The following is a 24483-nucleotide window of genomic DNA, read 5'->3' on the forward strand; positions in this document are numbered from 1 at the left end:
GATACGGAAACTAGGATAAATGAGCGACTACAAACACACTCTGAATTTACCGGAAACTGAGTTTCCAATGCGTGGTAACTTAGCGCAACGCGAACCAAAAATGTTGAAAACTTGGTACGAACAAGACTTATACGGTCAGATCCGTAGCGCGAAAAAAGGTAAGAAGCCATTTATTTTGCATGATGGCCCTCCGTACGCGAATGGTGATATTCACTTAGGTCACTCGGTAAATAAGATCCTTAAAGATATTATTATTAAGTCGAAAACACTATCTGATTTTGATGCGCCGTATGTACCTGGATGGGACTGTCATGGTCTGCCAATCGAGCTACAGGTAGAGAAAAAAGTGGGCAAGCCTGGTAAGAAAGTAACGGCTGCCGAGTTTCGTGAGAAATGCCGTGCTTATGCGCAAAAGCAAGTTGAAGGTCAAAAAGCTGACTTTAAACGCTTAGGTGTGTTTGGTGACTGGGACAAACCTTATTTGACGATGAACTTTGACTTTGAAGCAAACGCAATTCGTGTGTTAGGTCGTATCATTAAAAGTGGTCATTTGCATAAAGGTGCAAAGCCTGTGCATTGGTGTACTGACTGTGGTTCGGCATTGGCTGAAGCAGAAGTTGAATACCAAGATAAACAATCTCCGGCGATTGACGTAAAGTTTGACTTTGTAGACCAAGCTGCGGTAGTAGCTGCGTTTGATTTAGCCGAAGGTCATGAAGGTGAAGGCAGTGTAGGCACCGTGATCTGGACTACGACGCCATGGACATTACCGGCAAACCGTGCGGTTGCTGTACATGAGGCATTGGAATATGCACTTGTTCAAGTGGAAGATGAAGGTAAAGTTCAACGTCTAATCTTAGGATCTGAGCTAGTCAAAGATGCAATGGACCGTTTTGGCTTTAACCATTTTCACGTATTAGGGTATGTTAAAGGTCAAGCCCTTGAGAACCTTCGAGTTGCGCATCCATTTTATGATTTTGATGTACCGGTGATTGTTGCTGAACATGTTACTACTGACTCTGGTACTGGGGTTGTGCATACAGCGCCAGGCCATGGTCAAGAGGATTTCAGCGCCGGTTTGGCTTATGGGTTAGAAGTTGCAAACCCAGTTGGCGCAAACGGTGTTTATTTCCCTGACACGCCGTTATTTGGCGGTCAACATGTGTTTAAGGCTAATGCGAGTGTGATTGAAGTGCTGAGTGAAAAAGGCGCATTAATGCATCACCATGCGTTGCAGCATAGCTATCCACATTGCTGGCGCCATAAAACGCCAATTATTTTTCGAGCAACACCGCAGTGGTTTGTGAGTATGGATCAGGCTAACTTACGCCAAGACTCTTTAAACGAAATCGCCAAGACACAATGGCTACCTGAGTGGGGCGAAAACCGTATTGCAAACATGGTTGAAGGACGTCCTGACTGGTGTATCTCTCGTCAACGTACGTGGGGTGTGCCAATTGCCTTGTTTGTGGATAAAGACACAGGCGCTTTGCACTCAAATACTGAAGAATTTATTGAGCAAGTTGCTGTTTTAGTTGAAGGCAAAGGTATTCAAGCGTGGTATGACTTAGATCCGGTAACGCTGTTAGGTGACGACGCTGAGCAATATATGAAAGTGCAAGACACTTTAGATGTGTGGTTTGATTCTGGCGTATCACATGCATGTGTAGTGGATGCACGAGAAGAGCTTACAGGCCCAGCTGATCTATATCTTGAAGGTTCAGATCAGCACAGAGGCTGGTTCATGTCGTCAATGATGACCTCGGTTGCTATTAATGGTCATGCACCATATAAACAAGTCCTGACTCATGGTTTCACTGTTGATGAAAACGGCCGTAAGATGTCAAAGTCTTTAGGTAATGTTATTTCTCCACAGAATATTATGAACAAGCTTGGCGCAGATATTTTACGCCTATGGGTGGCATCAACGGATTACACCGCAGAAATGACGGTATCAGATGAAATATTTAAACGCTCAGCTGATCGTTATCGCCGTATTCGTAACACGAGTCGCTATTTATTGTCGAATTTAAGCGGGTTCAACCCTGAGACAGATTTAGTGGCAATTGATGATATGGTTGAACTAGACCGTTGGATTGTATCTAGAGCTGCACAATTGCAAATCGAAATTTTGGAAGCCTATGATAACTATCAAATGTTGGTAGTGACTCAGAAGCTAATGAATTTCTGTACAGGTGAGCTTGGCTCATTCTACTTAGATGTCATTAAAGACCGTCAGTACACAGCAAAGAGTGATAGCCATGCACGTCGTTCATGTCAGTCAGCGCTTTATCATATTGCCGAAGCAATGACGCGTTGGATGGCGCCAATCATGAGCTTTACGGCACAAGAAATTTGGCAGGCATTACCAGGTAAGCGCAGCCAGTTTGTATTTACCGATGTATGGTATGAAGGTCTTAATGATGCCTCTGAAGGACAGTTAAGCAATGAATATTGGCAAGGTGTACTTGCTGTGCGTGATGAAGTGAACCGTGTGTTAGAGAGTGCACGTAAAGAAGAAGTTATTGGCGCGACGTTGCAGGCCGAAGTGACACTTTACACTGATGGAGATTTAGCGAGTGGGCTACAAAAGCTAGGCGATGAGCTACGTTTTGTATTACTTACGTCGAAAGTGACTATTGCACCTGCGAGTAACAAACCGGAAGATGCAATTGCCTCTGAAATCGATGGCTTGTTTATCACTGTTGCTGCAACCGACGCTCAAAAGTGTGAGCGTTGTTGGCACTATTGCGATGATGTGGGTAGTCACGAGACACATACTGATATGTGTGGTCGTTGTATTACTAACGTTGAAGGTGACGGCGAACAGCGTCAGTTTGCATAGGAGTATAATGTGACCGACTCAACTCAAAAAAGTGGTTTAGTTTGGTTATGGCTAAGTCTACTGCTCTTTGCAGTAGACTATGTTACCAAAGCTGCAGTAATGGATAGTATGAAACTTTATGAGTCAATCGAGTTGCTGCCATTTTTTAATTTTACCTACATGCACAACTACGGTGCTGCGTTTAGTTTTTTAAGTGAAGCGGGTGGGTGGCAACGTTGGTTTTTAAGTTTTATTGCAGTGGCAATTAGTGCGTTGTTGCTGTTTTGGCTACGCAAATTACCGGCAAATAACTGGGTTTTGTGTGGTGCTTACTCATTAGTTTTGGCTGGTGCGATAGGAAATTTGGTCGATAGACTTGTCCATGGTTACGTGATTGACTTTTTACATTTTTACTACCAAAACTGGCATTATCCGGCGTTTAATATTGCTGATATGGCAATTGTAGGTGGTGCTGGTCTATTATTATTTGATGCCTTTAAAGGTGACTCTTCTCAGGAGAAAAAAGCATGAGTGAACAAGTGATAGGGTCTCAGTCTGAGGTGCTTTTTCATTTTTCGATAAAGCTTGAGGATGGCTCTGCTGCTGATTCGACTAAAGTGCATAATAAGCCTGCAAAGTTATTTATGGGCGATGGCAGCTTAACTGAAAATTTTGAAAAATGTTTATTGGGTTTGGTTGTTGGTGACAGTAAGTCATTTGATTTAGAGCCTGACGATGCGTTTGGTCAACCAAACCCGGATAATATTTATTATGTTGACCGTAGTAAATTCGGAGTTGATACACCCGCAGAGGTTGGCAGTATCATTGCATTTACTCAACCAGATGGTACCGATTTGCCTGGGCTTGTACGTGAAGTGGCTGGCGAGTCAGTCACTGTTGACTTTAATCACCCACTGGCAGGTCAAAAGGTGACGTTTGAAGTTGATATTCTTGAGGTAAGCAACTAATGGATATCTTACTAGCCAACCCAAGAGGTTTTTGTGCAGGTGTAGACCGTGCAATAAGCATCGTGGAGCGTGCACTAGATATTTTTGAAAGCCCGATATATGTCCGCCATGAGGTTGTTCACAATAAATATGTTGTGAATGGCCTGAAAGCGCGTGGTGCTGTATTTGTGGAAGAGTTACACCAGGTACCAGACGATAGCATTGTTATTTTTAGTGCACATGGTGTGTCTCAGCAAGTGCGTCAAGAAGCAAAACGACGTGAGCTTAAGGTATTTGACGCAACGTGCCCGTTAGTGACTAAAGTTCATATGGAAGTAACACGAGCGAGTCGTAAGGGCACAGAGTGTATCTTGATAGGCCACCACGGTCACCCAGAAGTCGAGGGCACTATGGGGCAGTATGCCAATGATGATGGTGGTATTTACCTTGTAGAGACACCAGAAGATGTGAACGCATTAGAGATAAAAGACCCGAGCAATGTATTTTATTGTAGTCAGACTACTTTGTCAGTGGATGACACCGCGGATGTGATTGATGCACTCAGGTGTAAATTTCCTAATATACATGGCCCGCGTAAAGATGATATTTGTTACGCAACTCAAAATCGTCAAGATGCAGTACGAGACTTAGCTGATAAAGTTGACGTGTTACTGGTTGTTGGTGCAAAAAATAGCTCGAACTCAAATCGCTTACGTGAACTTGCAGATAAAATGGGCACGACGTCATACTTGATTGATGATGCGAGCAGTATGAGTGAAAGTTGGTTTGACAACATTAGCAGCGTAGGAGTCACTGCGGGGGCATCAGCACCTGAAGTGTTAGTTCAGCAGGTTATTACACGTTTGAAAGAACTTGGGGGGGAAACTGTCATTGAGAACCCAGGTGAAGAAGAAAATGTTGTATTTGCTGTGCCGATTGAATTGCGTTAACTAAGCATGCAGCCATGTTTAAATCACCTGATTTAACCAATGGATTGCTCCCTGCTATAGTCACTGAACGGGGTGTACTGGCTATGCTAGTCGCCTCGCAGACTCTGGCATTATTACTGGCCTTTTCTCCTATGAGTTATGAATCTATTTGGGTTCGGCTGGGCATAATAAGTTTATTTGTTCACTGCGTAAGTGCCATTGGCTTTACTGTACTTTCGTTGCTACAGCATTACTTAAATAGATATTCAGGTATTTTCGAATACAGCGTTATTGTCATCGTATTCCAAGTAATCACTTTCCTATTAAGCTTAGGTGTTGCCGTCTTTGAGGTGACATCTGCAGAGTTTCTTGATTGGCCTTTTATCGCTAAGAATAGCGCAATTTGTCTATTTGTTACTTTTTTATTTTTGCATTTCATGGCTATTTTTCGCGATAAAATTACCACGTATGCTACTTTATCTAGATTAGAACTTGATGCTTTACATGCTAGGATCAGACCGCATTTCTTTTACAATAGTTTAAATACGATTGCAGAACTTACACAACAAGACTCAGACTCCGCTGAGCAAGCAGTATTAACGCTCGCAAATTTATCGCAATGGGCTATGCATCCTAATAAACTAGTTCCGCTTACTGAAGAACTTGCATTATCAAAGAAGTATATTGAACTTGAGCGGTGGCGTTTTAGAAATAAAATGTCAGTCCATTGGTCTCTTCCATCTACTATACCCGATATTTTGGTGCCAGTTTTAACAGTTCAACCCTTAGTTGAAAATGCAATAAATTATGGTGTTGAAGGACTTATCGCCGGCGGTGAAATAAGCATTTCAGTTGAAGCATTCGACCATGCCGTAAAAATTACCATCAGTAATACGATAGGTACTGATGTTTCCAAACATAAAGGGCAAGGTATGGCACAACGCAATATAAAAGAACGCCTTGATTTGCATTACGGTCCAGAGGCAAAACTCGAAATAAAACAAGCAAATAAGCGTTATTTTGCCTCTCTAACTCTTCCTCTACAGGTGAAGCTGTGAAGTATTTAATTGCAGATGATGAACCACTAGCGCGACAAAGAGCCAAAAGGTTAATGGGTAATCTTTCTGGCTTTGATTGCTGTGGTATGGCGGAGCATGGAGCGCAAGTGTTAGAGCTTGTGAGTCAAGAAAACCCGGATGTACTATTGCTTGATATTGATATGCCAGGGTTGAGTGGTTTAGAAGTGGCTCAGCGCTTAAGTCATTCGAATCACAATATTAAGATTGTTTTTGTAACGGCTCATCCTGAATTTGCATTAGATGCGTTTCACGTGTTTGCATCAGGCTTTCTGGTAAAGCCTGTACAGTTTGAACAGTTAGAAGCTGTTATGTCTCGATTTTATTCTCCGAAAATCCAATATCAACTGGCAGGACAAACCCGTTCGGTGGATGTTGCTCACATAATGGTTGCCAAAGCGGAAGATAAGTACACCCATATTTGGTTTGAAGGAGGAGAGGCAGTTATTGATGAAAGTCTTAAAAGCTTACTAGCGACTTATCCTCAAGCGTTTATTCAGATACATCGAAATACATTAGTACGGCGCAATGCAATTGAATCCCTGAGGTCATCATCATCTGGGTTGTTACTAAAATTAAAAGGATTTTCTGAGCTTTTACCTGTAAGCCGACGCGCAGCAAAAGACCTTAAAGGCCTCATCTAACGGTTGTTAACCTATCATGTTCCGTTGCGGTTTTTAGTATCAGCCAAGATTAAATACACTTCCTCCGTCGTTTTATAGTCGCCTGCTTCATAGGTAATCCGTTCATCTGAGATTTTGACCGTTCAGAGAATTGGTTATTGAGTTACGTTTAGAATATTTTATTCTTAATATAGCAAAGATTTTCACCTGAGGTTTTTTTAATGGCCCCCTCTTACAGCCGTCAAAATGGTTTTACGCTATTGGAAGTACTCATTGCATTTATGGTACTGAGTTTTGGGTTATTGGGCGCGGTAGCGCTGCAAGCAAAAGCCAAACAAGCGAGTTTCGATTCTATGCAGCGAGCGGCAGCCGTCGCGTTAGCAAATGATATTATGCAGAGGATCAGAGTCAATGATTCAGCGCAATTGGCTAGCAATTATAAATTAATATTTACAAGTCAGACCGCATTAAATGCGCAACGACGCTGCTTTGGGGCGCAATGCACAAGTGCCGCAATTGCTGCGCTAGATTTAGAGCAATGGAAATTAGCGATTAGGGCGAGAGAAAATACCGGTACTTTAGATGACACAACGGTGTGTATAAATCCGAAGTCAGATGCCAGTACACAAGGTAGGGGGTTTAACGTCGAAGTTGTTGTGTCATGGCGCGGCAGGCAAAAAATGAAAGCAACAGATGAAATTAAAGCAGTAAGCTGCGGCACTAATGATGACCAACGGCGATTAGTTGTATTAAACAGTTTTGTTTTTGCGAGGGGGCTGTAATGAAAAAGAATGGATTTTCTCTGCTTGAGTTAATGATATCTATGTTCATTGGCATATTGATTTTAGGGGGGGTTATTGCCACTTATGTAAGTATGAAGGTGACGACCCGGGATACGATGGCAATTGGTGAAATGCAAGAAACAGGTCGGTTAGCGCTATCTATTTTGCAACGCGATATTGAACAAATCGGGTTTTGGGGGACCTTTTATGATGAGGGGTTTACTGAGGAAAATGTTGAAAGTGTTGCAAACCCAAATAATGATTGTTTTGGCGGGCTAAATAATGGCAGTTTCCCGGATGAAACCCCTACAAATTTTAGACCTGTGTATGCAGAGGTTTCAGATGGCTCTAATGTGTTAGATTGTATTGGAGACAGCGTTAAAAATACCGATGTGATTCAACTGAAGTTATTAGAAGGAAACCCAGTTACTATTGATGAGGGAAAGGCCCAAGATATTAACCGTAATCGATTTTATTTTATTGCAGATCAAGAGCGAGCAGAATTTGTTTCTGGTGCAAGCCCTATAAACGTACCGACGGTAAATTCAACAGTATGGCCTTATAGCCATCATGTTTATTACCTAACCACTGAGGAAATAACCATAAATAATATTAAGCGAGATATTCCTATTTTGAAACGTCTACGCTTAACTGCTAGCGGAATGTTCCAAGAGCCAGTCATGGAAGGTATCGAAGATTTTAGATTGGTTTTTGGGTTGGACACCAATGGTGACTATCGCGTTGACACGTATCGCAGTACACCAGATATGAGTACATCAAATTGGGAAAATGATGATGGTATTTTAACCGTGCAAATTTATCTGCTTGTAAGAGCGCTAGAGCCGGATCCTGGCTTGAAGTTAAATAGTCGCACCTACACATTAGGCTTTGACGCAGACCGCAGAACGCATACTTTTTCAGATAATTATCGACGCACTGTTTTTTCTACCACCATCAGACTTAATGGGACTATGGCATGGCGAATATAAAGAATCAAAGTGGCATTGTATTGGTAACCGCGATGATCATGATTGTTGCAGTGACTGCAGTGGCTGTGACCTTAATGAGTAGCAGTAGTATTGATTTAAAGATAACCAATGCAGCACAAGAGCGTGAGCAAGCGGAGAATTTACTGGTGGGAGAAGTGCAAAGGGTGATTTTAAATGAAGGTAACCGTGCCGTATTGAATCGCTTTTTGATGTCTAAGAAACAGCTTGAGGATGGTCGGATTAGTATATTTAGTGGTGAGCATAATACAGATAATTTGATACGAGGCTTAAACAATGGCCCGAAAGAACTGGATTGCCCCCGGTCATTTAAATATACCAAAGACATTGTTTGTAATTTAACTGAGCTAAGCACATCCGTAGAATACGGTACTCGAGCGAAACATCGGCTGACCGTTGTGGTGGGTGTTGGCCAGCAAATGATCAGTGCTCGGGCGGGAATGTAACATGAAAAATATGATGCTAATTTTATTGCTAGGCTGCGTGGCAACATTTCAATCAATAGCCGAAGATATAGAGCTTTACGTAAAACATAATATAGAGGTAGATGAAAAGCCTCGGGTGATGATTATTTTTGATACCTCGGGCAGTATGGCGTTCTCGAGTCAAACAGGTCGCAGTTGTGGCTATGACTATTATCGAGGTCGCTATAATTTATGCTCAGATAGCCGTCTAGGTGTGGCTAAAAGTGCCATTACTGAGTTAGTGAACAACAATACAGATATAGAGTTTGGTTTGATGCGCTTTAATGGCAGTAGTGGTGGATATGTTTTAGCACGCATAGGTGCTAATCAGTCAACTATAAAATCGCAAATTGGCAGTTTGGTTGCCAATGGTGCAACGCCTTTAAGTGAAACGTTATGGGAAGCATATTTATACCTGACAGGTGGCACGCGTTTTTATGCTTCAAATATCAGGGGAAGAGACACCAGTATTGAAACTGGTAATTCATACATCTCGCCATTCCATCAAAATGCAAGTGACCCTGAGCGCTGTGATAATTCGGTCAACCTTATTCTAATGACGGATGGCGACCCATCAAATGATAGTCAGCAAAATGGTAATATTAATAATTTACATGTTAATACATTTGGCACAAGTACACCTGTTTACAACAATAATTATATGCCAGCATTAGCAAAGTCTATTCATGGTGATAGTTCGACTCCGGTTGATTTGTATTCGAGCTCGGGTACTAAAACCCATACTGGGCGAGTTTATACTATCGGCTTTGGTAATGGCATGAGTAGCTCAGGGAAAAACATTCTTGAGAAAACAGCAGAGCTCGGTGGTGGGCAATATTTACAAGCCAATACCTCATCTCAGTTATCAGCGGCATTCGAGTCGGTAACGAACAGCATTCGTCAAGAGGCCGACAGTTTTGCTTTACCTATCGCGGCCAATACAGGTAATCAAACAAAAAGCAGCGACTCTTTGTATTACACGATGTTTTTACCAGAAACTCATACACGATGGAAAGGCAACCTGAAAAAGCTCAAAGTACAGGACAATAAATTGTTAGTTGATATGGCTGGAAAAGCTGCAATCGATATTGATGGGAAAATAGATAAAAATGCCACAACATTCTGGTCTGAACCTGGTTCAAAAGATGGCAATGCGGTTGATAAGGGGGGTGTAAATTACCAATTGAGCCAACAAAACACCCGTAAAATTTACTCTGACTTTGGTGATGCAGCATTACATGACTTTACATATGCTGAAGCACTTCGCCAGTATGGCAATGATATTGATATATATGCAGATAAAATGAATGCATCTTCAACGGAGTTGCCTAGTATTATGCAGTGGGCAAGAGGTATAGACGTTGATGATGAAGATAAAGATCGTAATGATGTTGAACGTCGGGAAACGATTTTTGGCGACCCGCTGCATTCTAAAGTGGTGTCTATCACTTATAGTACAGGAGGAAACCCAGACACACGGTTAATAATTGGCACGAACGCCGGCTTTTTACATATGTTTAAAGATGAAGGCAATACGATGACCGAAAGCTGGGCCTTCATTCCGGAAAGTTTACTACCCGTACTTAAAGCACAAAAAAATAGCCAAGAAGACACCAAGTTATATGGCGTTGATGGATACTCGACAATTTATCACGATGATCGAGATGGCGATAATATCGTATCATCTGGTGATAAAGTTTGGTTGTTTTTTGGTATGCGCCGTGGTGGTAATCAATATTATGCTTTAGATATTACTAACCCTGATTCACCTAAAATGATGTGGGGAGGGCCTATTACAGGAGGGAGCGGTGACTTTGCAAAGCTCGGTCAAACGTGGGCTAAGCCCTTAGTAACTCACATAGAAAATCAAGGTGATGATCCTGTGGTTATATTTACCGCAGGGTATGATACCAATAAAGACAATGTTTCCAAAAGTAATGACTCCATTGGGGAGGGAGTTTTTATTGTTAAGGCTGAAACTGGGGAGCTAGTTTGGGCGTTAACACGTGATAATGGTTTTAAAGGTCGTCATAGTATCGTAGGTGGAGTGGCCGCGTTGGACTCGAACTACGATGGTTTTGACGACCGGTTGTATATGGCCGATACCGGAGGTGGGGTATGGCGAATTGATATGCCCGGTGCTGATCCAACGGACTCAGATAAGCCGTGGACACACTTTAGGTTGGCTCTGCTTGCAGGAAACGCTGTATCAAATGATAGGCGTTTTTACCATGCCCCCATAGTGGCAAGAACTTATTTTAGTAAGGTATCAGTTACGGAAACCAGCAATGGTGATTTAAAAACACGAAAAGACACACCTTACGAAGCCATACTAGTTGGATCAGGTAACCGTACTCGTCCTTCGTCGACCGGCACGGTTGATTTCTTATTCATGATAAGAGATGAAAACTCGGTGACTAAGTCATTTGAGGGAGATGATATTCCTGAAACGATTAAAGTAAAAGACTTATTGAACGTTACAAACGACCCTTTTTCTAAGCGATTAAGTAATTATGAAAGGTTTACTGATTTAGAAGGGACGCTAGGCACATTTCATGGCTGGAAGTACCGCTTGAGCGCATCTGAAAAGTCATTGTCAGAAGCATCTGTCGCGGGAGGGGTTGCTTACTTTACATCATTTACTCCACCTACTACAGCCACAAAGTGTGAAGTAGAAGCGGGGGCTGGCAAACTTTATGCGTTTCACCTTCATTACGGTACTAAGGTCTATAATAGTTTGAGTTTTGATACGCAAACCGATGTACCTGAGGCGCCCCAACCTTATTTCACCTGTGAAAAGCCCGCAGGAGCCCCTCCTAGCTCAAATTACTGTCGAGCGGTGGTGAGAATGATAGGACCGGCTATTGCTTCAAGTGACGATAGTGAAAGCTATGGACCTACATCGGGTGTGCCATTTATTACGCCAGAAGTGAAAGGGGATGGTGTGCCGGTTACAATAGATGGAAAAGTGGTGTTAACAGCGGCGCCTTTAAATTTTGGTTTGCAAACACAGCAATTATATATTTATAAAAGGGAAGAACATGATGAGAAATAATGCAAAATGGCAACACGGTTTTACCTTGATAGAAGTAATGATGGTTATCGCAATAATTGGTATTTTGGTGGCGATTGGTATCCCAAACTATGAACGTTATGCAAAAAGAGCAGCACGTGCCGATGCTATGGTGATCTTATTGGATGCGGCAAATAAGCAAGAGCAATTTTTTGTAGATAACCGGCAGTATACAACAGACTTAGAGGACATCGGGGTCTCGGCAACAAGCGAGAACGGTTATTTTTCGATTGCCGCTACGGTGAATAATAGTACATTCGTTATCACTGCGACCGCCCAAGGAGGTCCTGTGAGCTCAGATACCATGTGTACAACGTTAACAATTAATGAACTAGGGTTGAAAGGGTATACAGGCTTGGCAAAAAACGCAGATGAGTGCTGGGAGCGGTAAACCAGTCACTTACACTTATTGGTCGCTCTTAATCTAGAGCGACCTGCTAAGCTTAGCGTTAGTTCAAGTCCAACGGGTTTACCTGATTTATTTTCAGTGCAATATACAAAAGTGCCATTAGTAAACCCTTTTATACTGCCGTTCGGTTTAAAAATAATGGCTCGTCGCGGGTATGTCAGGGTGTGTGCCAAAGTGATGCCATCAATAATAATCAGTCGTTTATCATTTGGACCAAATGTCCGTAATACTTGATTGTCTATAAAAACAGTCAGCGGCTCATGCCAGCGATTAGGGTGACACTTATTTTTAATGAGTGGGCATATCGTGATATTTTTGTCTAAGATCATGGCCTGACTTCTTGCTAGTGTTAGTGTTTTTTTCACCAGACGCAAGTGCTGCTCGGGTAGGTGGCTCGATAATATCTCTGAGTAACTGGCTAAAGAAAGTAGGAATAAAATACTCATAATAGCCACTGCTATCAGAGTTTCTATTAACGTAAACGCACCATTTTTTTGTATAGTTGAGGTATCCATCCGTGGATCTCCATATCGCTTATTTAGTAACTTTAGTCAAAAACGAGAATTCGTCAATTCAACCCATGTTTACGATATGTATCGTTACTCTTTTATTTTGTTATGGACAGCTTTGTGTGACATCGCCTTTATAAAAAGCATTACCCGATACAGCCAATGTGAGTTCTTTGCTCTTTTCGTCACCACCTGATGGGCAATAAATAAATCTACCAGTGGAAGATGTTACTCTGCCACTACTATCAAAGCGAATTCTGAGTGAGCCATTAAATGTTAATTTATCACCGTTAGGTAATAAATCCATAGCACGTAATAAAGTATCATTGTTGTCAAAAGCACCGCTATTATCGGCGTCAATAAACACGATGACATTGTTATTCGACCAGTTATTCTCACACGACATATTACTACGGGTCGCCAGCTTCGAAGGGTTGACAGGGCAAGCAATGACAATTTCATCACTGGTTGTTGCCTTTGCTCTGGCAAATGAGATAGTTCTTTTTAAGTCGAGCAAAAATGCTTCTGAACGATTGTTTTGTGCTAAGTTGTTGCTACCAGATAAGGCGAGAGCGGCGAGTATGCCCAAGATAGCAATTGCGATTAATAATTCGATTAAGGTGAAGCCACGTATATTTCTCATTGTATACTCCAAGGCTAAAGAGCGAGGTTCATACTTTAGTTTTACTCATTATGACGTTGTTTTTTGTTCAGATCCAATCTCTTTGTTTGCTAACGGTTTTAGGATTGACTAAAATCGACACACTGCCAATGGAAAACTAAAGAATCATGAAGAAAATAGAAGCAATAATAAAGCCATTTAAATTAGATGATGTAAGAGAAGCATTATCAGATATTAGTATTACGGGTATGACTGTCTGTGAAGTAAAGGGGTTTGGCCGTCAAAAAGGACATACAGAGCTGTACCGTGGTGCTGAATACATGGTTGATTTTCTGCCTAAAGTTAAGCTCGACATTGTATTAGCAGATGAAGATGTCGATAGGGCTATTGATGTTATTCTCAAGACGGCGCAAACAGGTAAAATAGGTGATGGAAAAATATTTGTGACTGATGTTGAGCGCGTTGTACGTATTCGTACTGGTGAAGAAGACGAAGAAGCGATTTAAATGGGATTGGTTCTAAACTAAAAAGCCGCATTAATATTGCGGCTTTTTGTTATTCAATAAGAAGTTAACGCTTGTTTAGTGCTCTAGTTTGCTTAGCATGCTCACTTAAATCACGTAATCCCAGTTTGTCATAACTTTTTTCCATGATCATAAGGGCTTCATTGAGGTAGCTACTTTGAGAGTAATGCTCAACAACATATTTTCCACGGTTAGCAGCCGCAAGGAACGCTTCACGTTCAAAGTAATATTCAGCCACTTTTATTTCGTATCGAGCCATTCTATTTAACAACCAACCGAGACGCTTCTTAGCTTCTGGTATATAAGGGCTACTCGGATAGCTTTTTACGAGTGTAGATAAGTCTTGAAAAGCAACTCTAGTGCGACTTGCATCGCGGTCAGCTCGGTCAACACCAAAGTATTCTTGAAACGCATTTTTATCCGCTTTAATATTTACCAAGCCACGCATGTAATACATGTAGTCTAAGTTTTTATGGTTTGGGTTTAAGCGAATAAAACGGTCGATAGTGGCAAGCGCCTGTTCTGTATTGCCTGTTTGATAATGTGCAAACACTAAATCCATCTGTACTTGGCGTGAATAAGGGCCAAATGGGTAGCGAGAGTTGATAGCACTTAATAGTTCAATGGCTCTAGCATAAAGTCCGGAGTCTAATGTTTGTTTTGCGTCATCATATAATGCTTGCGCTGATTTATTTGGTACGCGTTCGATATCTTCTTGTTCTGGTGCGGACGAACATGCCGCTAATCCTAAAAATGAGGCGCTTACTACGATAGCAAAGGCGCGCTTCCCTAAGTTCATTATCATTTTATTTTACTACCTTTGTTGTCTTCGGCTAGGCCAAGTGGGCAAAACCGAGTAAACTATGCAATTATGCGATTCTAACCCAGTCGAGCAAAGCTTGCACTGGTAATTTAGGTAAAGTTACAGATGTCAGAGCAAATTTCTCTTCAAGCTGAAGTCCCTACTGAGCTAGGTGGTAAACGTCTAGACCAAATTTTGGCGCAATTGTTCCCCGATTTTTCACGTTCAAGAATAAAAACTTGGATTTTGGATGATAAAATCACCGTTGATGGTGAAGTATTTAATACGCCTAGAGAAAAGTTACTAGGTGGTGAAGTGGTGGCTATTGAAACGCTTATTGAAGCACCTCGTGAATATGAGGCACAAGATATCCCGTTAAATATTGTTTATGAAGATGATGATATTTTAGTGATCAATAAATCTATGGGCTTAGTTGTGCATCCTGGTGCGGGCAACCCTGATGGGACTGTATTAAACGCACTACTGCATCATCACCCTGATATTATTAATGTGCCTCGTGCAGGTATTGTGCATCGTCTAGATAAAGATACGACAGGCTTGATGGTGGTAGCAAAAACAATTCAGGCACAAACTCATTTGGTAAAGAACTTACAGGCGCGTGAAAACTTTACCCGTGAGTATGAAGCTTTATGTAATGGCACAATGACCGCGGGTGGCATGGTTGAAAAGCCGATAGGTCGTCATGCAACTAAGCGTACACATATGGCTATTCATGAAATGGGTAAACCGGCAATCACGCATTACCGTGTTGCTGAGAAGTTTAGAGCACACACGCGTTTACGTTTACGACTAGAAACGGGTCGTACCCACCAAATTCGTGTTCACATGGCGCATTTAAATCATCCTCTCATTGGCGATCAACTTTACGGTGGCCGACCACGCCCACCACGTAATGCCACACCTGAGTTATTTGCTCAACTAAGAGACTTCAAACGCCAAGCACTGCATGCGATCAAATTGAGTATTGCTCACCCAATTACAGGTGAAATTATGACATGGGAAGCGCCTATTCCTGATGACATGCAAATAGTCACTGAAGCGTTACGCGCAGATACAAAAGAAAATCCCGATTTGGCATTGTAGTTTTTGCTGTGATCCTTCCTAATTGGCCTATTCAAGATAAAGTTGGTGCATTATCAACCACACGATGTGGTGGTGCATCGACTGGGCCATTCCTAAGTTTTAACCTAGGGTATCATGTGGGTGACGTACACGACATCGTTGTGAAAAATCATCAAGCGCTTAGTGCTTATCTACCTGCTAAAGCCATTTGGCTTGAACAAATACACGGTAACTGTGTATTTGTCGTAAATGAAAAAAAGCCAGTTACGCCATGGCCGCAAGCCGATGCTTTGTATACTAACGCTCGTTTGCAGCCGCTTGCCATTATGACCGCTGATTGCTTACCTATATTATTAGCAAGCAAATGCGGTGGAGAAGTTGCTGCCGTGCATGGCGGGTGGCGACCTTTGGCTGCTGGTATATTGGCGAATACGTTAGCGAAGTTTCATTGTAACCCGAGTGATATTTTTGCTTGGTTAGGCCCAGCTATCGGCCCTACAGCGTTTGAGGTTGGCCCTGAAGTTGTTACGCAATTTTGTGATTTAGATAGCGCACATTGTAGCGACTTTGTTAAACAAAATACGGGTAAATATTTGGCCGATATATTCGCGATTGCGACTCGTCAGTTAGCCGAATTAGGCGTGACTAAGGTGTATACTGATAAACTATGTACAGTCACCGACTCTCAACATTTTTTCTCTTATCGACGTGATGGTCAAACAGGTCGAATGGCCAGTGTGATCTGGCGTAATTAATCCGAAGAGTTTTCAGCTTTTTGACTTGAACATTTCACAAATCATACCCATTTAATAACAAGTTATAGTTATAAATAGGTATATACCTTATGCGTTTGGACCGATTTACCAGTAAATTTCAAGCAGCACTTTCTGATGCCCAATCATTGGCTTTGGGCCGAGACCATCAATTTATTGAACCTGTGCATTTGATGTATGCCTTGTTGCAGCAAACAGGTTCAAGTGTACGTGCACTGCTAGCGCAAGCTGGGATTAGTGCTGATGAGTTGAATACCAAATTATCTCAAGCCATTGAGAAAGTATTTAAAGTTGAAGGCATTGGTGGAGACGTTCAGTTATCACATAATTTAATTGGTTTGATCAACTTATGTGATAAGTACGCACAAAAGCGTAAAGATAAATATATATCAAGCGAACTATTTGTTTTTTCAGCGTGCGAAGACAAAGCTGACTTAGGCGAAATTTTTAAGGCACTGAATATTACTCAACCTAAAATCGAGGCGGCAATAAAAGCCATTCGAGGCGGTCAAAAGGTTGATAACCCAAATGCAGAAGAAACACGTCAAGCGCTGGAAAAGTACACCGTTGATTTAACCGAGCGTGCCGAGCAAGGGAAGTTAGATCCCGTTATCGGCAGAGATGATGAGATTCGGCGTACGATTCAGGTTTTACAACGTAGAACTAAAAATAACCCTGTTTTAATTGGTGAGCCTGGGGTCGGTAAAACAGCCATAGTTGAAGGGCTGGCACAACGAATTATCAATGGCGAGGTCCCTGAAGGATTGAAGAATAAACGTGTTCTTTCGCTTGATCTAGGTGCATTGGTAGCAGGGGCAAAGTACCGAGGTGAGTTTGAAGAGCGTTTGAAATCTGTTCTCAACGAGCTATCAAAGGAAGAAGGCCAAGTTATTTTATTTATTGATGAAATACATACGATGGTTGGCGCTGGAAAAACAGACGGCGCAATGGATGCAGGCAATATGCTTAAACCCGCTTTGGCGCGCGGAGAACTACACTGTGTGGGAGCAACCACTCTTGATGAATATCGACAATATATTGAAAAAGATGCTGCATTGGAGCGCCGTTTTCAGAAAGTATTTGTCAGTGAGCCAAATGTGGAAGACACCATCGCAATATTGCGAGGGTTAAAAGAGCGGTACGAGTTACATCATTCTGTTGATATCACCGACCCAGCAATTGTTGCAGCGGCCAACTTGTCACATCGTTATATTTCTGATCGCCAATTGCCAGATAAAGCAATTGATTTGATTGATGAGGCAGGGAGCTCTATACGCCTACAAATTGACTCAAAGCCTGAACAGTTGGATAAGTTAGAGCGTCGGATCATTCAGCTTAAACTCGAAGATAATGCATTGGCTAAAGAAAAAGATGAAGCGAGCCAAAAGCGTCGTTCACAGATGCAAACGTTAATATCTGAACTGGAAGGGGAGTATCGAGAGTTAGATGAAGTTTGGAATGCTGAAAAAGCGTCATTGCAGGGTACACAAGTTATAAAAGCTGAGTTGGAACAAAGCCGCTTAGATTTAGAAGTTGCCAGACGGGCAAGTGACTTGCAGCGCATGTCAGAATTGCAATACGGCCGAATTCCCGAATTAGAACGCAAACTTGATTTAGCATCACAAGCGGAAATGCAAGAAATGAACTTGCTTAAAAATCAAGTCGGTGAAGATGAAATCGCAGAAATATTATCGCGTTGGACAGGGATCCCCGTGGCAAAAATGCTACAAGGTGAACGAGAAAAACTACTCGCAATGGAAGATGAGTTACACGACAAAGTAATTGGTCAAGATGAAGCTGTTCATGCGGTCTCCAATGCGATTCGTCGCTCTAGGGCTGGATTGGCCGATCCTAATAGACCTATTGGTTCATTTTTATTTTTAGGACCAACAGGCGTTGGTAAAACGGAGCTGACCAAAGCATTGGCACACTTTATGTTCGATACTGAAGATGCCATGGTCCGAATAGATATGTCAGAATTTATGGAGAAGCACTCGGTGGCACGACTCGTCGGAGCGCCTCCCGGGTACGTAGGGTATGAAGAAGGCGGATATTTAACTGAGGCGGTAAGACGTCGTCCATATTCAGTTGTATTGCTCGATGAAGTTGAAAAAGCACATCCAGACGTATTTAATATATTGCTGCAAGTATTAGACGATGGTCGCTTGACTGACGGCCAAGGTCGTACGGTGGACTTTAAGAATACCGTGATCATCATGACCTCAAATTTGGGCTCAGATATTGTTCAAGAGCAAGCAAGTAACAATGATTATGTGGGTCTAAAAAAACGGGTCATGAATGAACTAGCAACGCAATTTAGACCTGAATTTATTAATAGAATCGACGAAACCGTGGTGTTTCATCCATTGATCACAGAGCACATAAAGAAAATAGCGTCGATACAGCTCACTAAACTGACCGCAAGGTTACATGAAAAAGGTTTCCAGTTTGATTTGACCAAAGATGCTTTGGAAAAAATTGCCCAAAGTGGCTTCGATCCCGTATTTGGCGCTCGCCCTTTAAAACGGGCTATTCAACAGTATATTGAAAATCCATTAGCACAAAGGTTGTTATCTGGTGAGTTTGTCAGTGGCGATAGTATTGTGGTTGATGTTCAAGATGAAGAAATTGTTTTTCTAAAATAAGTAACTCTAGGTTTTCTCTAACGTGTTGAACGGCGTAATAATATAATGTTATTACGCCGCTTGTGATGTAGAAAGTTGTTATGTTTTTATACCTTAAATGTTAGGAGCATACCATTGACCTTCTCTGCGCTATTGACCAGTTTTGCGGCATCTTCAGCGACTTTATAGCTTAACTGTAAATTCTCTTCACCATGATTGCTGATGGTATTAATATTGGTATTAATGTCAGTACTCACAGCTTGTTGTTGCTCAGCCGCCGCGGAAATCTCGAGCGCAGAGTTGGCAATGTCAGTTATTTGATTATAAATAGTTTCTAGCGCTTCTTGGCTTGCTTGGCTCGCTTGTACACAGTTGTCAGCTCGGTCTTTGGTCGATTGCATGACTTTTGACCAGTTGTGTAATGTATCTTGGATTTCTTTAATCGAGTTATAAATATGGCTAGTGGCATTTTGTGTACGTGATGAAAGTGCGCGTACTTCATCTGCGACAACAGCAAATCCTCGGCCATGTTCGCCTGCGCGTGCGGCTTCAATGGCTGCATTTAATGCGAGTAAATTTGTTTGTTCAGCAATTCCTTCGATTTCGGTCATGACTTGGCCAATTTTATCAGCTTCATTTGCGAGTGTAGTTGCTGTTTGCGCTGCTTCATCAACTTGGTTGGCCAAAGAGCTAACCATACTGGCATTATCAGTCATGGTCGCTTTGATATCATTGCAATGTGCTTGAGTTGTATCGACCTTTGTGGCAGTTTCACTGGTGCTATGAGATATTTCGCCAATTGTTACACTCATTTGAGACATCGCGGTGGCCATAGAGCTCAACCGTTGGCTTTGTGCTTTTATTCCTTGCTCGGTATGACTGGATTTTTCATCTAAGCTGGTGGCAATACCCTTAAAGGTAATGGTGGAATCTTGCATTCGACCGAGCACAGTGCGTAACTTGGCCTGCAGCATACCTTGGTTGTATTTTGCAATGCTAAAAGGGGCATGCCCATCGTAAATATACCGAGAGACGGAATCAAATTCAGCACGTTGTTTGGCCAATTGGGCGGGTGTAATTATAAGCTCATCGTAGTTTATAAAGAGCAATGATAAGAGTAATACACTGGTAATGATTGCGCTAAGCCACCCCGCTTGTAAGGTAAGCAAAATAAGGCTCGATAAAATCGCAAATATACTGATAGTTTGTCGCACTCCGATGTTTTCACGCCAATGCCATACCTGTTTACCCGCATTGATGGCCGTGTATAAGCGTTGTGCCCGTTGCTTTAATTGTTCAGAAGGTCTGACGCGCACAGATTGGTAGCCGACCAATTGGCCTCGTTCAAAAATCGGAGTGACAAAAGCATCGACCCAATAATAGCGACCATCTTTACAACGATTTTTTACGACTCCCCGCCATGAATGCCCCTCTTTGAGTTTTTCCCACAGTTCTTTAAATGCTGCTTTGGGCATATCAGGGTGGCGCACTATGTTGTGATTTTTCCCTACGAGTTCATCCTCAGAAAACCCAGAGATAGCGCAAAAAGCTTCATTTGCGTACGTTGTTACGCCTCTTAAATCTGTTGTTGATACGAGTTGCTGAGAGTCGTCAAATGTGACCTCTTCATTCGTGATTGATTGCCCTCGACGCATGTTTTTCTCCATAGGGAATACACAGAAATTATGTTAGATTATAGCCAGTTATAACAATAGGTAAAAGTTAGGAATAACAATGAATGAGACAACCCAAACCTATGGCGTATACCAATTTGGTAACGCAGATGCTTTAACCAATATTTCACAGACTCTATCACATCTTGATGCGGAAGATGTTCGAATTAAGGTGATCAGCAGCAGTGTTAATCCAATTGACGTAAAAACGCGGATGGGATTAGGCTTTGTGGCTAAAAATAAAGCACCTGAGGCGTTCATGGCTTTAGGGTATGATGTATTTGGTGTGGTTGAGAGCGTTGGTAAAAATGTCTCTGACGTTCAGGTTGGCCAGCACATTATTGCTATGGCAGGGTTTGCTCATTCGCCTGGGTGTTATTCGACTCATGTTCATGCCAATCAAAGTGAGTTAATTGTTGTTGGTGCGCAAGAAAACCCACGGATTGCCGGTCTATGTTTGGCAGGTTTGACAGCGTGGCAGGCATTACAGAAACTTATGCATCATAAAGACAAGCCATTGTTTATTAATGCGTCAACGGGTGGGGTAGGCCATTTAGCGATTCAAATTGCGAAAATGCTAGACTTTGATGTTGTGGCGCTGAGCGCTCGTGCTTCTCATCAGTTATTACAGGCGCTTGATGTCAGTGTTATGAGTTACGACACGTTTTATGACAGTGCGCAGCATAACTGTTCCTTGCTCGATTTAGTCGGCGGCGAATGTGGTTTGCAATTACTAGAGCATATAAAGAAGGGCAATTCAGTTGTAACGGTACCTACTTTGTCAAAGGATGTGATGTGCACTAAAGCAGAGAGTCTTGGTATTAACGCAAGTGGTATTGTTGTTAGCGCTAATAGAGCGGACTTAAAAGCGCTATATAGTGCATATCAAACTGGAGAGATTCGAGTGCATGAAGATAAAACATTTTGTTTAGACGATATATCTGGGGCCCATAGTTATATGGAGCAAGGTAACTATTGCGGAAAAATTATAATTACCGCTTGAGTATTTACACAATTGACCCCATTGAGATGACATTGCCCGTATTGGCTTGAGGATACTTTTTTGATTACTACAGAACTTAAAACACGATTAGACACTTTATCTCAGCCTAAGCATAAGCATGCAATTAAAGGCATAAAACGAGGCATTGAGCGCGAGGCGCTAAGAATTAAAGCAAGTGGCAAAATAGCTCAAACTTCGCACCCAGAGGGAGCGGGTCACCCGCTAACGCATAATAGTATTACGACAGATTTCTCTGAATCATTACTCGAGTTTATTACACCTGCTGGCGAAAATGCAGAAGAGACGTTGGCACAACTTCGCGACTTGCAAAAGTTCACTTTAGAGCATATGGGCGATGAGCTGTTGTGGCCGATGAGTATGCCGTGTTTTATTAACGATGAAAATGACATAGCCTTGGCGCAATTCGGCAACTCTAATATTGGCCGTATGAAAACACTGTATCGCGAAGGGTTAAAAAATCGCTACGGTAGTATGATGCAAGCCATTGCTGGCGTGCATTTTAATATGTCGTTTCCAGACTCATTATGGCAAAGCTTACAAGAGCTCCATGATGACAAGCAGCCCAAACAAGCATTTATCTCGGAACAGTACCTTGGTTTGATCCGCAACTTTAAGCGAGAAATGTGGCTTGTGAGCTATTTATTTGGTGCATCACCTTCTTTGTGTAGCTCTTTCTTACAAGGTAATGACAGTGCTTTACCATTTGAAAAAATTGGTAAAGGTACGTTATATCTTGAACATGGCACGGCATTGCGCCTTGGCGATCTTGGTTATACGAACAGTGCCCAATCGTCATTGAAAGTGACGTATAACAATTTAGATGAGTATATTGCGGGTTTACGTTCAGCAATTCATTGTCACTCAGACTTATACGGTGAGTTAACTGATTACAAAAGTGATAACCCAAAACAGTTAAATAAAAATATTCTGCAAATAGAGAATGAATTTTACTCACCTGTTAGGCCAAAGCGCAACAGCGAAAGTGGTGAAACACCTTCTCAAGCATTAGCGAAAGGCGGCATTGAGTACATTGAGATCAGAGCGCTTGATGTTAACCCTTTTGCTGATACCGGTATTGATATTGAGCAGATCCGATTTTTAGATGTATTTTTGACGTATTGCTTATTGAAAGCATCACCAGAAATGGATTGGGATGAGCAGCAACTGACGCAGGTCAATTTACAAAATGTGGTGAATCAAGGTAGAAATCCAGATTTGGTGTTGAAACAAGCATCGCACACAGTGAACATTACTAAATGGGCGACGCAAATATTTACGGATCTTGCGGCGGTTGCAAAGTACATGGACAGCGCGTGTGACACGTTAGATTACTCTAATACAATTGCAAAGTTGAGCGCTTGGGTGACAGATAGTTCGCTTACGTATTCAGGTAGATTAATTGGGCTATTGAAAAGTGAACAACAAGATGCTGGTGTGATGGCGCTGTCGCTTGCACACACATATAAAGCAGCGTCAAAGCAGCAGCCGTATAGTGTTTATAACGAACAAATACTGCTCAATGAGGCAGCTAAATCTAAAGAAAAGGAGCAAGCAGTCAGTAACGATGACCAGCTGTCTTTTAGCGCTTTTTTAGATGATTATTTTGCTAAAGCGTAGGCAAAAAAAAAGCGTAGCTAAAAAGGCTACGCAAATATAAATCAGGGATGAAACAATGCTAAACTACTGCATTCACAAGGTATGACTCAGCCCTTTCAAAAAAGTTCCAAATTAAAATAAATTTATTTATTTTTCGCATAGCCTAGTATTTATTATCAGCAATTATTGTGAAATCAGCTTTAATGTGTTTTCTCTTCCATAGTTTTACTATGAGATAAACCACAACCGCCAGAGTAATTGAGCTTGGCGGATACTTTTCCAGGTTCAACTTTGTATTTAACTCGCTGAACGCTAGAAAAATGACTGACTTTGCCATAGCGGTTATTGCCGTCGAAATTATAAAGGGTGTATTCTGACTAAACGGGTTCATAATCGTCTCTAATATCTGGCACAGTCACTCGGTATGCAGCGTTACCAGATATAGCAATGCGCTCCTGCAGTGCTCGCCAAGTTCTATTTTCCGGCAAGCGAATAGATGCGGTTTGTATGATAATACCATTAGAGTGTGTTGACTGGTTGCCGTAGTTACCAAGGCCGCCAATCGCCACTAACTTGTCTCTTAACTGGGGGTTTTTGAGTACCGCATTGTGTTGCCACTAACCTTGGACTGTCCTGCCATTGGTCGTGATAGAACCTCCGTTTTCAGCATCTATAATCGCGTAATATCGTTCATTACTTTAATAAGTATTGCCGATAGATAAATCGTTCAAAACGACTCCATATTACCCATTTGCCGTTGTTCCCTTTATTAGAACCTGTGATATCAAGCTGTGTGTAATGAGAGCGATATGAGACTAAGGGTATATCAATGGCGACGCCTTGCGGTTGCGAATTGGTTTGCTACAAGGTTCGGTTATGTGATTCAACACTATAAGCCCCGTGATTAAACTGATATTAGAAGAGGTTACTCGTTTTGAGGGCTCTCTTTTTTCGCCAGTCACTTTAATTTTTGCGGATATGAATCTCTTACATGGTGAAATCGAGGGTGCTTTTAATATTGAATGTACCAGCAGGAATATACACACTTTTATTGTTTTGTATTGCAAAGTTAGTGGCTGATTGTATTGCATGACTATCGTCAATGTTGTCATTTGCAAT

The 24483-nt window shown here is 41.9% G+C and carries 22 protein-coding genes; 17 read left to right on the forward strand and 5 right to left on the reverse strand.

Annotated elements, in window-relative coordinates; genetic code table 11:
* The first annotated feature begins 19 nt into the window (after positions 1-19).
* The 11 genes from ileS to J8M01_RS09840 all read left to right on the forward strand — a co-directional run bounded on the left by ileS (position 20) and on the right by J8M01_RS09840 (position 12116).
* The gene (gene ileS / locus J8M01_RS09790; protein ID WP_211057855.1) at positions 20-2845 is read left to right on the forward strand and encodes an isoleucine--tRNA ligase; all 2826 of its coding nucleotides are present in this window, start codon (positions 20-22) and stop codon (positions 2843-2845) included.
* A gap of 9 nt (positions 2846-2854) precedes the next feature.
* Positions 2855-3355, forward strand: coding sequence for a signal peptidase II (gene lspA, locus J8M01_RS09795; protein WP_192506723.1), 501 nt, complete (start codon positions 2855-2857; stop codon positions 3353-3355).
* Positions 3352-3792, forward strand: coding sequence for an FKBP-type peptidyl-prolyl cis-trans isomerase (gene fkpB / locus J8M01_RS09800; RefSeq protein WP_211057856.1), 441 nt, complete (start codon positions 3352-3354; stop codon positions 3790-3792). Before lspA ends, fkpB begins: the two co-directional genes overlap by 4 nt.
* Entirely contained in the window at positions 3792-4721 is a 930-nt protein-coding gene (gene ispH / locus J8M01_RS09805) for a 4-hydroxy-3-methylbut-2-enyl diphosphate reductase (RefSeq protein WP_210996095.1), read from the forward strand. Before fkpB ends, ispH begins: the two co-directional genes overlap by 1 nt.
* A 14-nt stretch (positions 4722-4735) precedes the next feature.
* Positions 4736-5758, forward strand: coding sequence for a histidine kinase (locus J8M01_RS09810; RefSeq protein WP_211057857.1), 1023 nt, complete (start codon positions 4736-4738; stop codon positions 5756-5758).
* Complete coding sequence (locus tag J8M01_RS24350; protein ID WP_211057858.1) at positions 5755-6420, forward strand: LytTR family DNA-binding domain-containing protein; 666 nt, start codon at positions 5755-5757, stop codon at positions 6418-6420. The genes J8M01_RS09810 and J8M01_RS24350 overlap by 4 nt, the downstream gene beginning before the upstream one ends.
* A 200-nt stretch (positions 6421-6620) precedes the next feature.
* Positions 6621-7181 carry a type IV pilus modification protein PilV gene (gene pilV / locus J8M01_RS09820; protein WP_211057859.1) on the forward strand — a complete coding sequence of 187 codons (561 nt, stop codon included), beginning with the start codon at positions 6621-6623 and terminating at the stop codon, positions 7179-7181.
* Entirely contained in the window at positions 7181-8170 is a 990-nt protein-coding gene (locus J8M01_RS09825) for a PilW family protein (RefSeq protein WP_211057860.1), read from the forward strand. The genes pilV and J8M01_RS09825 overlap by 1 nt, the downstream gene beginning before the upstream one ends.
* On the forward strand, positions 8158-8634 hold the full coding sequence (locus J8M01_RS09830; protein WP_211057861.1) for a pilus assembly protein PilX: 477 nt from the start codon (positions 8158-8160) through the stop codon (positions 8632-8634). Before J8M01_RS09825 ends, J8M01_RS09830 begins: the two co-directional genes overlap by 13 nt.
* A gap of 1 nt (position 8635) precedes the next feature.
* Positions 8636-11707, forward strand: coding sequence for a PilC/PilY family type IV pilus protein (locus J8M01_RS09835; protein ID WP_211057862.1), 3072 nt, complete (start codon positions 8636-8638; stop codon positions 11705-11707).
* Positions 11694-12116: a type IV pilin protein gene (locus tag J8M01_RS09840; protein WP_210996102.1), complete on the forward strand. Its 423-nt coding sequence runs from the start codon at positions 11694-11696 to the stop codon at positions 12114-12116. Before J8M01_RS09835 ends, J8M01_RS09840 begins: the two co-directional genes overlap by 14 nt.
* Before the next feature lie 5 nt (positions 12117-12121).
* On the opposite strand, the gene J8M01_RS09845 is transcribed toward J8M01_RS09840, so the two are convergent.
* The gene (locus J8M01_RS09845; RefSeq protein WP_211057874.1) at positions 12122-12649 is read right to left on the reverse strand and encodes a GspH/FimT family pseudopilin; all 528 of its coding nucleotides are present in this window, start codon (positions 12647-12649) and stop codon (positions 12122-12124) included.
* 100 nt (positions 12650-12749) lie between these two features.
* A complete protein-coding gene (locus tag J8M01_RS09850; RefSeq protein WP_211057863.1) occupies positions 12750-13286 on the reverse strand; it encodes a GspH/FimT family pseudopilin in 537 nt (178 codons plus the stop codon).
* 146 nt (positions 13287-13432) lie between these two features.
* Here J8M01_RS09850 and glnB point away from each other — a divergent pair, with 146 nt between their 5' ends.
* A complete protein-coding gene (glnB, locus tag J8M01_RS09855) occupies positions 13433-13771 on the forward strand; it encodes a nitrogen regulatory protein P-II (RefSeq protein WP_010362263.1) in 339 nt (112 codons plus the stop codon).
* Between the two features lie 64 nt (positions 13772-13835).
* Here glnB and J8M01_RS09860 read toward each other — a convergent pair whose 3' ends face one another.
* A complete protein-coding gene (locus J8M01_RS09860; RefSeq protein ID WP_192506734.1) occupies positions 13836-14594 on the reverse strand; it encodes an outer membrane protein assembly factor BamD in 759 nt (252 codons plus the stop codon).
* Between the two features lie 123 nt (positions 14595-14717).
* Here J8M01_RS09860 and rluD point away from each other — a divergent pair, with 123 nt between their 5' ends.
* The 3 genes from rluD (at position 14718) to clpB (ending at position 19092) form a co-directional block, all read left to right on the forward strand.
* Complete coding sequence (rluD, locus tag J8M01_RS09865) at positions 14718-15695, forward strand: 23S rRNA pseudouridine(1911/1915/1917) synthase RluD (protein ID WP_192506735.1); 978 nt, start codon at positions 14718-14720, stop codon at positions 15693-15695.
* 8 nt (positions 15696-15703) lie between these two features.
* Positions 15704-16429, forward strand: a complete 726-nt coding sequence (gene pgeF / locus J8M01_RS09870) for a peptidoglycan editing factor PgeF (RefSeq protein ID WP_211057864.1) — start codon at positions 15704-15706, stop codon at positions 16427-16429.
* An 89-nt stretch (positions 16430-16518) separates the two neighbouring features.
* Positions 16519-19092, forward strand: coding sequence for an ATP-dependent chaperone ClpB (clpB, locus tag J8M01_RS09875; protein ID WP_211057865.1), 2574 nt, complete (start codon positions 16519-16521; stop codon positions 19090-19092).
* Between the two features lie 86 nt (positions 19093-19178).
* Here the strand turns inward: clpB and J8M01_RS09880 are convergent, their stop codons facing one another.
* Positions 19179-20726: a PAS domain-containing methyl-accepting chemotaxis protein gene (locus J8M01_RS09880; RefSeq protein ID WP_211057866.1), complete on the reverse strand. Its 1548-nt coding sequence runs from the start codon at positions 20724-20726 to the stop codon at positions 19179-19181.
* 79 nt (positions 20727-20805) lie between these two features.
* Here J8M01_RS09880 and J8M01_RS09885 point away from each other — a divergent pair, with 79 nt between their 5' ends.
* Positions 20806-21747, forward strand: coding sequence for an NADP-dependent oxidoreductase (locus tag J8M01_RS09885; protein ID WP_211057867.1), 942 nt, complete (start codon positions 20806-20808; stop codon positions 21745-21747).
* Positions 21748-21807: 60 nt separating this feature from the next.
* Positions 21808-23385 (forward strand): glutamate--cysteine ligase, encoded by a 1578-nt coding sequence (gene gshA, locus J8M01_RS09890; protein WP_211057868.1) that lies wholly within the window; start codon positions 21808-21810, stop codon positions 23383-23385.
* 356 nt (positions 23386-23741) lie between these two features.
* On the opposite strand, the gene J8M01_RS09895 is transcribed toward gshA, so the two are convergent.
* Positions 23742-23933: a hypothetical protein gene (locus tag J8M01_RS09895; protein WP_211057869.1), complete on the reverse strand. Its 192-nt coding sequence runs from the start codon at positions 23931-23933 to the stop codon at positions 23742-23744.
* Positions 23934-24483 lie beyond the last annotated feature (550 nt).

It is taken from the genome of Pseudoalteromonas sp. MMG005 (assembly GCF_018101015.1).
In the GTDB taxonomy this organism is placed as follows: Bacteria; Pseudomonadota; Gammaproteobacteria; order Enterobacterales; family Alteromonadaceae; genus Pseudoalteromonas; species Pseudoalteromonas aurantia.

What these genes read in the sequence shown, in the direction of transcription:
- J8M01_RS09835 (WP_211057862.1), top strand. Translation starts at nt 8,636, where the DNA reads ATGAAAAATATGATGCTAATTTTATTGCTAGGCTGCGTGGCAACATTT.
- J8M01_RS09840 (WP_210996102.1), top strand. Translation starts at nt 11,694, where the DNA reads ATGATGAGAAATAATGCAAAATGGCAACACGGTTTTACCTTGATAGAA.
- pilV (WP_211057859.1), top strand. Translation starts at nt 6,621, where the DNA reads ATGGCCCCCTCTTACAGCCGTCAAAATGGTTTTACGCTATTGGAAGTA.
- J8M01_RS09810 (WP_211057857.1), top strand. Translation starts at nt 4,736, where the DNA reads ATGTTTAAATCACCTGATTTAACCAATGGATTGCTCCCTGCTATAGTC.
- ispH (WP_210996095.1), top strand. Translation starts at nt 3,792, where the DNA reads ATGGATATCTTACTAGCCAACCCAAGAGGTTTTTGTGCAGGTGTAGAC.
- J8M01_RS09850 (WP_211057863.1), bottom strand. Translation starts at nt 13,286, where the DNA reads ATGAGAAATATACGTGGCTTCACCTTAATCGAATTATTAATCGCAATT.
- J8M01_RS09825 (WP_211057860.1), top strand. Translation starts at nt 7,181, where the DNA reads ATGAAAAAGAATGGATTTTCTCTGCTTGAGTTAATGATATCTATGTTC.
- J8M01_RS09830 (WP_211057861.1), top strand. Translation starts at nt 8,158, where the DNA reads ATGGCGAATATAAAGAATCAAAGTGGCATTGTATTGGTAACCGCGATG.
- ileS (WP_211057855.1), top strand. Translation starts at nt 20, where the DNA reads ATGAGCGACTACAAACACACTCTGAATTTACCGGAAACTGAGTTTCCA.
- J8M01_RS09860 (WP_192506734.1), bottom strand. Translation starts at nt 14,594, where the DNA reads ATGATAATGAACTTAGGGAAGCGCGCCTTTGCTATCGTAGTAAGCGCC.
- rluD (WP_192506735.1), top strand. Translation starts at nt 14,718, where the DNA reads ATGTCAGAGCAAATTTCTCTTCAAGCTGAAGTCCCTACTGAGCTAGGT.
- J8M01_RS09880 (WP_211057866.1), bottom strand. Translation starts at nt 20,726, where the DNA reads ATGCGTCGAGGGCAATCAATCACGAATGAAGAGGTCACATTTGACGAC.
- clpB (WP_211057865.1), top strand. Translation starts at nt 16,519, where the DNA reads ATGCGTTTGGACCGATTTACCAGTAAATTTCAAGCAGCACTTTCTGAT.
- J8M01_RS09885 (WP_211057867.1), top strand. Translation starts at nt 20,806, where the DNA reads ATGAATGAGACAACCCAAACCTATGGCGTATACCAATTTGGTAACGCA.
- glnB (WP_010362263.1), top strand. Translation starts at nt 13,433, where the DNA reads ATGAAGAAAATAGAAGCAATAATAAAGCCATTTAAATTAGATGATGTA.
- J8M01_RS09845 (WP_211057874.1), bottom strand. Translation starts at nt 12,649, where the DNA reads ATGGATACCTCAACTATACAAAAAAATGGTGCGTTTACGTTAATAGAA.
- fkpB (WP_211057856.1), top strand. Translation starts at nt 3,352, where the DNA reads ATGAGTGAACAAGTGATAGGGTCTCAGTCTGAGGTGCTTTTTCATTTT.